The following is a 9,384-nucleotide window of genomic DNA, read 5'->3' as shown; positions in this document are numbered from 1 at the left end:
GGCGCCTTGCAGCTGACCGCACCAGGTCACCTCGCTACCGGGCAAACACCGGCTGACGCGGCACTAGAGGACGCCAAAGGCAGTTCAAGACCACCCCAAGGCCGATGCAAACACTTCCATAACAGTCAAACCGCTGGCCGTCAGCTCATCGGTGCAGGTGGTAGCTCGTATGTGTGACGGGCAGCACATGAGGTAGGTAAAGACCTCATCAAATAGTTTGTGATACCGTTCACGAGTCCGGGTGAACGGCCGAAGGACCGTAGTGCGACGGTCGTTTGGTGCGTGAGGTCTTGCCTCGACCGGGCCCTACGCTCGTCCATGACGACACTCGTGCCCCCATCCCCGAGCGGAGTTGCCGCCATGCAGTCGAATGACGCCCGAATGCTCCTTCATACCGCCGTGCCCGCTGCTGCCGTCGGCGTGCTCGCCGCCGTTGTCAGTGCCGTGGCCGCGGGTGGCGAGGGGGCGCTCGGTGCGGTGGTCGGCACAGTGGTGGTGATCCTCTTCATGGGGACCGGCCTGGTCGTGCTGCAGCGCACGGCGCGGTCCTTTCCGCACTTGTTCCAGGCGATGGGCCTGATGCTCTACACCACGCAGCTGCTGCTGCTCGCGGTTTTCCTCGCTGTGTTCAAGCACACGACTCTGTTCGACGTGAAGGCCTTCGCCTTCACGCTTCCCGCGGTGACCCTCGTGTGGATCGCCGCGCAGGCGCGTGCGCACATGAAGTCCAAGATTCTGTACGTCGAGCCGGAATCCGGCGAGCAGTCGAAGGCCGCGTTCGCGGGGCCGAAGCCGTGAGGGGTAGGGCCGCGATAAAGGCCTCAGTGCTCACCTGCTATCGTCCGATGCCATCTGAGGCGCAGCGGGCTCAGGCAGCGGAGTCCCGGACTTTCACGGGACTGGAGCGGCGGCCCACACAGCTGATGCCCGTCAGGTCGCCCGGCTCGACTAGCCGCCCCCACATTCGTAAGACCAGTCCAGTGCCGACTCGCGGCTCTTTGCCGCGCCGACACATCGAGGTTGCCGTACCCATGCGCCACGCTGAAGGAGCTCTCGGTGAGTGCTGACCAGATGACGCTCGCCTTCGAGACCAACTGCCACATCTTCGACGGGTGCGGCTTCGATGAAGTGGCCCCTGGGCTGCACTCCTTCGTCTTCCAGCCGATCTTCGAGGTCGGCGGCTTCCACTTCAACAAGCCGATGCTGCTTGCCCTCCTGGGCTCGATCATCATCGTCGGCTTCTTCTGGGCGGCGTTCCACAAGCCGCAGATCGTGCCGGGGAAGCTCCAGATGGTTGCCGAGTCCGGGTACGACTTCGTCCGGCGCGGGATCGTCTATGAGACGCTCGGCAAGCGCGAGGGCGACAAGTACGTCCCGCTCATCGTCTCGCTGTTCTTCTTCGTCTGGATGATGAACCTCTGGTCGATCATCCCGATCGCCCAGTTCCCGGTGACCTCGATCATCGCCTTCCCCGTGGGCCTGGCCGCGATCGTGTACGTGCTCTGGGTCTCCCTGACCTTCAAGAAGCACGGGTTCGTCGGCGCCTTCAAGAACTTCACCGGCTACGACAAGACGCTCGGCCCGGTGCTGCCGCTTTCGATGACCATCGAGTTCTTCTCGAACCTTCTGGTGCGGCCGTTCACCCACGCGGTCCGGCTCTTCGCCAACATGTTCGCCGGTCACACGCTGCTGCTGCTGTTCACCATCGCCAGCTGGTACCTGCTGAACGGGATCGGCATCGCGTATGCCGGTGTCTCGTTCGTCATGGTCGTCGTGATGACCGCCTTCGAGCTCTTCATCCAGGCAGTCCAGGCGTACGTGTTCGTGCTGCTGTCCGCCAACTACATCCAGGGCGCTCTGGCCGAGCACCACTGAGCACCCGCCCACAGTCCACTAGTCGTCCGGTGGCCAACCCCCACCGGTCCGTGAAACAGAAGGAAGAACCGGCATGTCCGCTCTCCAGACCCTCGCCGCCGTTGACATCAGTGGCTCCCTCAGCTCCGTCGGTTACGGCCTCGCCGCGATCGGCCCGGGCGTCGGCGTCGGCATCATCTTCGGTAACGGCACCCAGGCCCTCGCCCGTCAGCCCGAGGCTGCCGGCCTGATCCGCGCCAACCAGATTCTGGGCTTCGCCTTCTGTGAGGCGCTCGCCCTGATCGGTCTGGTCATGCCGTTCGTCTACTAAGACGGACAGTGACGACCAGCCTCATTCGACGAAAGGCACTGATGTGAACGCCCTGGTACAGCTGGCGGCAGAGGCGGGCGAGAACCCCCTCATCCCGCCGATCCCAGAGCTCGTCATCGGCCTGGTGGCTTTCGCTATCGTCTTCTTCTTCCTCGCCAAGAAGCTCCTCCCGAACATCAACAAGGTTCTGGAGCAGCGCCGTGAGGCCATCGAGGGCGGGATCGAGAAGGCCGAGGCCGCCCAGGCCGAGGCCCAGGACGTGCTCGAGCAGTACAAGGCTCAGCTCGCCGAGGCCCGGCACGAGGCCGCCCGCCTGCGCCAGGAGGCGCAGGAGCAGGGCGCGGCGCTCATCGCCGAGATGCGCGCGGAAGGCCAGCGGCAGCGCGAGGAGATCCTCGCCGCCGCTCACGCCCAGATCGAGGCCGACCGCAAGCAGGCCGCGGCACAGCTGCGCCAGGACGTGGGCAAGCTCGCCACGGAACTGGCCAGCAAGATCGTCGGCGAATCTCTTGAGGACGTCGCCCGGCAGAGCCGCGTCATCGACCGCTTCCTCGACGAGCTCGAGGAGAAGGCCGAGGCTGCCCGATGAATGGAGCGAGCCGCGAGGCACTGGCCGCCGCGCGCGAGCGTTTCAACGCGCTGGCGGACAACCCGTCCGTCGACGCCGTGAAGCTCGCCGATGAGCTGGCCGCCGTCACGAGGCTGCTCGACCGCGAGGTGTCGCTGCGTCGGGTCCTCACCGACCCGGCGCAGCCCGGTGAGGCCAAGGCCGAGCTGGTCCGGCGCCTGCTGGGCGGCCAGGTCGGTGGCGAGACCGTCGATCTGGTCTCCGGCATGGTCCGCTCCCGCTGGTCGCGGTCCCGCGACTTGGTGGACGCCATCGAGGAGCTGGCCGACAGCGCCGACCTCGTCGCGGCGGAGCGAGCCGACGCGCTCGACGACGTGGAGGACGAGCTGTTCCGGTTCGGCCGGATCGTCGCCTCCGCGCCGGAGCTGCGCGCGGCGCTGACCGACCGGGTCGCCCCCGCCTCGGCCAAGGCCGACCTGGTGCACCGGCTGCTGGACGGCCGGGCCCACCCGGTCACCGAGCGGCTGGTGGTGCGTCTTGTGACTCAGCCGCGTGGCCGTAGCCTGGAGGCAGGGCTGGAGGCCCTCTCCAAGCTGGCCGCGGAGCGCCGCAACCGTTCGGTGGCGGTCGTCACCTCGGCAGTGCCGCTCAGTGACCAGCAGAAGCGGCGTCTCGGCGCGGCACTGGCCACGCTGTACGGCCGCCCGGTGCATCTGCACCTCGATGTGGACCCGGACGTCCTCGGCGGGGTCCAGGTGCGCATCGGCGACGAGGTGATCGACGGGACCATCGCCGGTCGCATCGAAGAGGTGTCGCGACGGATGGCCGGCTGACCAGCCAACCAACTCAAGAAGCATGACGACGGCCCGAGTTGGGCCGACCGCAATCACTGGGGGGATCACCCCCAGGCCCCCCAGAAGACTTCGGGCCCAACAAGGAGAGCAGGGAACCCAGATGGCGGAGCTCACGATCCGGCCGGAGGAGATCCGGGACGCACTGGAGAACTTTGTCCAGGCGTACAAGCCGGACGCGGCCTCGCGCGAGGAGGTCGGTACGGTCACGAGTGCCGGCGACGGCATCGCGAAGGTCGAGGGTCTTCCCTCGGTCATGGCGAACGAGCTGCTGAAGTTCGAGGACGGCACCCTCGGCCTCGCCCTCAACCTCGAAGAGCGCGAGATCGGTGCGATCGTCCTCGGCGAGTTCAGCGGCATCGAGGAGGGCCAGCCGGTGCAGCGCACCGGTGAGGTCCTGTCCGTCGCTGTCGGCGAGGGCTACCTGGGTCGCGTGGTCGACCCGCTCGGCAACCCGATCGACGGCCTCGGCGAGATCGAGACCGAGGGCCGGCGCGCGCTGGAGCTGCAGGCCCCCGGCGTCATGATGCGTAAGTCGGTGCACGAGCCGATGGAGACCGGCTACAAGGCCGTCGACGCCATGACGCCGATCGGCCGCGGCCAGCGCCAGCTGATCATCGGTGACCGTCAGACCGGTAAGACCGCCCTGGCCGTCGACACGATCATCAACCAGCGCGACAACTGGCGTTCCGGCGACCCGAAGAAGCAGGTCCGCTGCATCTACGTCGCTGTCGGCCAGAAGGGCTCCACCATCGCGTCCGTGCGCGGCGCGCTGGAGGAGGCCGGCGCCCTGGAGTACACGACGATCGTCGCCGCCCCGGCGTCCGACCCGGCCGGCTTCAAGTACCTCGCCCCGTACACCGGCTCGGCCATCGGCCAGCACTGGATGTACCAGGGCAAGCACGTGCTGATCGTCTTCGACGACCTGTCCAAGCAGGCCGACGCCTACCGCGCCGTGTCCCTGCTGCTGCGCCGCCCGCCGGGCCGTGAGGCCTACCCGGGTGACGTCTTCTACCTGCACTCCCGCCTCCTGGAGCGCTGCGCGAAGCTCAACGACGACCTGGGCGCGGGCTCGATGACCGGTCTGCCGATCGTCGAGACCAAGGCGAACGACGTCTCGGCGTTCATCCCGACCAACGTCATCTCCATCACCGACGGCCAGTGCTTCCTGGAGTCCGACCTGTTCAACGCGGGCCAGCGCCCGGCGCTGAACGTCGGTATCTCGGTCTCCCGTGTCGGTGGTGCCGCGCAGCACAAGGCCATGAAGCAGGTCTCCGGCCGGCTCCGTGTGGACCTCGCCCAGTACCGGGAGCTGGAGGCGTTCGCCGCCTTCGGTTCCGACCTGGACGCGGCGTCCAAGGCGGCGCTGGAGCGCGGTAAGCGCATGGTCGAGCTGCTGAAGCAGCCGCAGTACAGCCCGTACCCGGTCGAGGACCAGGTCATCTCCATCTGGGCCGGCACCAACGGCAAGATGGACGACGTGCCGGTCGAGGACATCCGCCGCTTCGAGCGGGAGCTCCTGGACTACCTGCACCGCGAGCACAAGGGTCTGATGACGTCCATCCGCGAGGGCGGCAAGATGTCCGACGACACGCTGCAGGCCATCGCCGACGCCATCGCCTCCTTCAAGCGGCAGTTCGAGACCTCGGACGGCAAGCTGCTGGGTGAGGGCTGAGCATGGGCGCGCAGCTTCGGGTCTACAAGCGGCGCATCAAGTCCGTAAAGGCCACCAAGAAGATCACCAAGGCGATGGAGATGATCGCCGCCTCGCGCATCGTCAAGGCGCAGCGCCAGGTGGCGGCCTCCACGCCGTACGCGACTGAGCTCACGCGTGCGGTGAAGGCTGTGGCGACCGGCTCCAACACCCAGCACCCGCTGACCACCGAGGTGGACAACCCCGTGCGCGCCGCGGTCCTGCTTCTCACGAGCGACCGTGGTCTCGCCGGCGGCTACTCCTCCAACGCCATCAAGGCCGCCGAGAAGCTCACCGAGCGTCTCAAGGCCGAGGGCAAGGAGGTCGTCCCGTACATCGTCGGTCGTAAGGGTCTGGCGTACTACAGCTTCCGTGGCCGTAAGGTCGCGAAGTCGTGGACCGGCTTCACCGACAAGCCGACGTACGCTGATGCCAAGGCGGTCGCCGGTCCGCTGATCGAGACCGTTCTCACCGACACGGCCGAGGGCGGGGTCGACGAGCTGCACATCGTCTTCACCGAGTTCGTGTCGATGCTGACGCAGGCACCGGTCGAGAACCGGCTGCTGCCGCTCAGTCTCGGCAAGGAGGAGGCGGAGGAGCCCGCCAAGGGCGAGCCGCTGCCGCTGTACGAGTTCGAGCCGTCTGCGGAGGACGTCCTCGACGCGCTGCTGCCGCGGTACGTCGAGAGCCGCATCTACAACGCGCTGCTGCAGGCCGCCGCCTCCGAGCACGCCGCCCGCCGGCGCGCGATGAAGTCGGCGACCGACAACGCGGAAGAGCTCATCAAGTCGCTCACGCGGCTTGCCAACCAGGCCCGCCAGGCCGATATCACCCAGGAAATCAGCGAGATCGTCGGTGGCGCCAGCGCGCTCGCCGAGGCGACCGCGGGGAGTGACTGAGAACTATGACCACCACTGTTGAGACGGCCACGGCGACGGGCCGCGTCGCGCGGGTCATCGGGCCGGTCGTCGACGTGGAGTTCCCCGTCGACGCGATGCCGGAGATCTACAACGCGCTGACCGTCGAGGTCGCCGACCCGGCACAGCCGGGCAAGACCACGACGCTGACCCTCGAGGTCGCGCAGCACCTCGGCGAGGGCCTGGTGCGCGCCATCTCGATGAAGCCGACCGACGGCCTGGTCCGCCAGGCCCCGGTGACCGACACCGGCAAGGGCATCACCGTGCCGGTCGGTGACTTCACCAAGGGCAAGGTGTTCAACACCCTCGGTGAGGTGCTGAACGAGCCCGAGGCCAACGGCCAGGAGACCGACCGCTGGGAGATCCACCGCAAGGCCCCGGCCTTCGAGGACCTCGAGTCCAAGACCGAGATGTTCGAGACCGGCCTGAAGGTCGTCGACCTGCTGACCCCGTACGTCAAGGGCGGCAAGATCGGTCTGTTCGGTGGCGCGGGTGTGGGCAAGACCGTCCTCATCCAGGAAATGATCATGCGTGTGGCGAAGCTGCACGAGGGTGTTTCCGTGTTCGCCGGTGTCGGTGAGCGCACCCGTGAGGGCAACGACCTCATCCACGAGATGGCGGAATCCGGCGTTCTGGACAAGACCGCGCTGGTCTTCGGTCAGATGGACGAGCCCCCGGGCACCCGTCTGCGTGTCGCGCTCGCCGGTCTGACCATGGCGGAGTACTTCCGCGATGTGCAGAAGCAGGACGTGCTGTTCTTCATCGACAACATCTTCCGCTTCACCCAGGCCGGTTCCGAGGTGTCCACCCTGCTCGGCCGTATGCCGTCCGCGGTGGGTTACCAGCCGAACCTCGCGGACGAGATGGGCCTCCTGCAGGAGCGCATCACCTCGACCCGCGGCCACTCGATCACCTCGATGCAGGCGATCTACGTGCCGGCGGACGACCTGACCGACCCGGCCCCGGCGACGACCTTCGCGCACCTCGACGCGACGACGGTTCTCTCCCGGCCGATCTCGGAGAAGGGCATCTACCCGGCGGTGGACCCCCTGGACTCCACCTCCCGGATCCTGGACCCGCGGTACATCTCGCAGGAGCACTACGACTGCGCCTCCGCCGTCAAGGGGATTCTGCAGAAGTACAAGGACCTGCAGGACATCATCGCGATCCTCGGTATCGACGAGCTGGGCGAGGAGGACAAGCTGGTTGTCCACCGCGCCCGTCGCGTCGAGCGCTTCCTGTCGCAGAACACCCACGCGGCGAAGCAGTTCACCGGTGTCGACGGCTCGGACGTCCCGCTGGACGAGTCCATCGCGGCGTTCAACGCGATCCTCGCCGGTGAGTTCGACCACTTCCCGGAGCAGGCCTTCTTCATGTGCGGTGGTCTGGAAGACCTGAAGAAGAACGCCAAGGAGCTGGGCGTCTCCTGAGCCACGTGCTCGACGGTGTCAGGGGCGGGCCCGTCCCGCCCCTGACATCTGCGCCCGTTATCCTTTAGACCCCCAGTACTTATCTGGACGCCTGCCACGGCAGGTGGAGACCCGAGGAGCCACGTTGGCTGCTGAGCTGCACGTCGAGCTGGTCGCCGCGGACCGCAGTGTCTGGTCCGGCGAGGCCACCCTGGTCGTCGCACGCACCACATCGGGTGACATCGGCGTCATGCCCGGCCACCAGCCGCTGCTCGGTGTGCTGGAGTCCGGCCCGGTGACCATCCGGACCAGCGACGGCGGGACCGTCGTAGCCGCGGTGCACGGTGGATTCATCTCGTTTTCCGAGAACAAGCTCTCGCTGCTCGCCGAGATCGCGGAGCTGGCGGACGAGATCGATGTGGCCCGTGCAGAGCGGGCCCTGGAGAGAGCGAAGGCCGAGGCCGACGCCGCCGCCGAGCGGCGCGCGGAGGTCCGGCTGGCCGCCACGGCCGTGGGCGCCCGCTGAGCCAGGCGACACACGTGATACTCAGCCGCGGAATGCACTGGAACTCGCCAGTGCAGTCCGCGGCTGAGCCCGTGCGAGAGGTCATACTGGTCCGGTACCTGAGGCGAGGAGGTCGGTGAAGATGTTCCTCGCACTGCTCGTGAGCGGCGCGGTCGTCGTACTGGTGCTGCTGGGACTGTTCGTCTTCGGGCTGCGCCGGCGGCTGATCCAGCGGTCGGGCGGCACCTTCGACTGCAGTCTGCGCTGGAACGTGCCCGCGGCCGCGGACCAGGATGACCCCACCGCCGAGCCCAGCGGCAAGGGCTGGGTGTACGGCGTCGCCCGCTACAACGGTGACCGCGTCGAGTGGTTCCGGGTGTTCTCGTACGCTCCACGTCCGCGCCGGGTCCTGGAGCGCTCATCGATCGAGGTGCTTTCGCGCCGCGCCCCTCGGGGCGAGGAGGAGCTGGCTCTCCTCTCCGATTCCATCGTCCTGTGCTGTGTACACGGCGACACCCGTCTTGAGCTCGCGATGAGCGAGGACGCGCTGACCGGCTTTCTCGCCTGGCTGGAGGCCGCCCCGCCCGGCCAACGAGTCAACGTGGCCTGACGCCGCGGCCCGATCCAGCCGGCGCGGCTCAGCGGTTTTCGCCCGGTACCCAGAGGATGTCGCCCTGCTCCTTGTTCGCCGTCCGGGCAAGGATGAACAGCAGGTCGGACAGCCGGTTGAGATACGTCGCGGTGAGCGGATTCATGATGTCCGCGTGCTTCTCCAGCGCCGCCCAGGTGGACCGCTCGGCCCGCCGGACGACCGTGCACGCCTGATGCAGCAGCGCCGCGCCGGGCGTGCCTCCCGGCAGGATGAAGCTGCGCAGCTTCTCCAGATCCGCAAGGAAGCGATCGCAGTCCGCCTCCAGCTTGTCGATATAGGACTGCTCGACGCGCAGCGGGGGGTACTCCGGCTCCTCGACCACCGGCGTTGCCAGGTCGGCGCCCACGTCGAACAGGTCGTTCTGCACCCGGACGAGGACCTTGACGACCTCCTCGGGGAGCTGTCCCAGGGCGATGGCCACACCGATCGCGGCGTTCGCCTCGTTCGCGTCGGCGTACGCCGCGATGCGCGAGTCCGTCTTGACGGTACGGCTCATGTCGCCGAGGGCGGTCGTGCCGTCGTCGCCGGTGCGTGTGTAGATGCGGGTGAGATTGACCATGTCCCGAGCCTAGCCACGCATTGGCCCCGGGGCGCCTCCATGTGA

At 67.5% G+C, this 9,384-nt stretch carries 11 protein-coding genes; 10 read left to right on the top strand and 1 reads right to left on the bottom strand.

The features are described 5' to 3' along the window. Positions 1 to 360 precede the first annotated feature (360 nt). The 10 genes from ACY34J_RS16585 to ACY34J_RS16540 all read left to right on the top strand — a co-directional run bounded on the left by ACY34J_RS16585 (position 361) and on the right by ACY34J_RS16540 (position 8,738). Complete coding sequence (locus tag ACY34J_RS16585) at positions 361 to 798, top strand: hypothetical protein (RefSeq protein WP_462727263.1); 438 nt, start codon at positions 361 to 363, stop codon at positions 796 to 798. Positions 799 to 1,056: 258 nt separating this feature from the next. Then, a complete protein-coding gene (atpB, locus tag ACY34J_RS16580; RefSeq protein WP_462727262.1) occupies positions 1,057 to 1,875 on the top strand; it encodes a F0F1 ATP synthase subunit A in 819 nt (272 codons plus the stop codon). A 73-nt stretch (positions 1,876 to 1,948) separates the two neighbouring features. Continuing rightward, positions 1,949 to 2,185 (top strand): ATP synthase subunit c family protein, encoded by a 237-nt coding sequence (locus ACY34J_RS16575; protein ID WP_462727261.1) that lies wholly within the window; start codon positions 1,949 to 1,951, stop codon positions 2,183 to 2,185. A gap of 43 nt (positions 2,186 to 2,228) precedes the next feature. Then, on the top strand, positions 2,229 to 2,774 hold the full coding sequence (locus ACY34J_RS16570; protein ID WP_462727260.1) for a F0F1 ATP synthase subunit B: 546 nt from the start codon (positions 2,229 to 2,231) through the stop codon (positions 2,772 to 2,774). After that, complete coding sequence (locus ACY34J_RS16565; RefSeq protein ID WP_462727259.1) at positions 2,771 to 3,586, top strand: F0F1 ATP synthase subunit delta; 816 nt, start codon at positions 2,771 to 2,773, stop codon at positions 3,584 to 3,586. Before ACY34J_RS16570 ends, ACY34J_RS16565 begins: the two co-directional genes overlap by 4 nt. Positions 3,587 to 3,707: 121 nt before the next feature. Beyond that, on the top strand, positions 3,708 to 5,279 hold the full coding sequence (gene atpA / locus ACY34J_RS16560) for a F0F1 ATP synthase subunit alpha (RefSeq protein ID WP_462727258.1): 1,572 nt from the start codon (positions 3,708 to 3,710) through the stop codon (positions 5,277 to 5,279). Between the two features lie 2 nt (positions 5,280 to 5,281). Then, positions 5,282 to 6,196, top strand: a complete 915-nt coding sequence (locus tag ACY34J_RS16555; protein ID WP_462727257.1) for a F0F1 ATP synthase subunit gamma — start codon at positions 5,282 to 5,284, stop codon at positions 6,194 to 6,196. Between the two features lie 5 nt (positions 6,197 to 6,201). Next, a complete protein-coding gene (atpD, locus tag ACY34J_RS16550) occupies positions 6,202 to 7,644 on the top strand; it encodes a F0F1 ATP synthase subunit beta (RefSeq protein ID WP_462727256.1) in 1,443 nt (480 codons plus the stop codon). Between the two features lie 124 nt (positions 7,645 to 7,768). Next, positions 7,769 to 8,149 carry a F0F1 ATP synthase subunit epsilon gene (locus tag ACY34J_RS16545; protein ID WP_462727255.1) on the top strand — a complete coding sequence of 127 codons (381 nt, stop codon included), beginning with the start codon at positions 7,769 to 7,771 and terminating at the stop codon, positions 8,147 to 8,149. 121 nt (positions 8,150 to 8,270) lie between these two features. Continuing rightward, complete coding sequence (locus tag ACY34J_RS16540; protein ID WP_462727254.1) at positions 8,271 to 8,738, top strand: DUF2550 domain-containing protein; 468 nt, start codon at positions 8,271 to 8,273, stop codon at positions 8,736 to 8,738. Between the two features lie 28 nt (positions 8,739 to 8,766). Here the strand turns inward: ACY34J_RS16540 and ACY34J_RS16535 are convergent, their stop codons facing one another. Continuing rightward, positions 8,767 to 9,339 (bottom strand): cob(I)yrinic acid a,c-diamide adenosyltransferase, encoded by a 573-nt coding sequence (locus ACY34J_RS16535; protein ID WP_462727253.1) that lies wholly within the window; start codon positions 9,337 to 9,339, stop codon positions 8,767 to 8,769. Positions 9,340 to 9,384 lie beyond the last annotated feature (45 nt).

The sequence above is a fragment of the Streptomyces sp. HSS9-12 genome (genome assembly GCF_054963655.1).
This window is presented reverse-complemented; position numbering and strand designations above follow the sequence as displayed.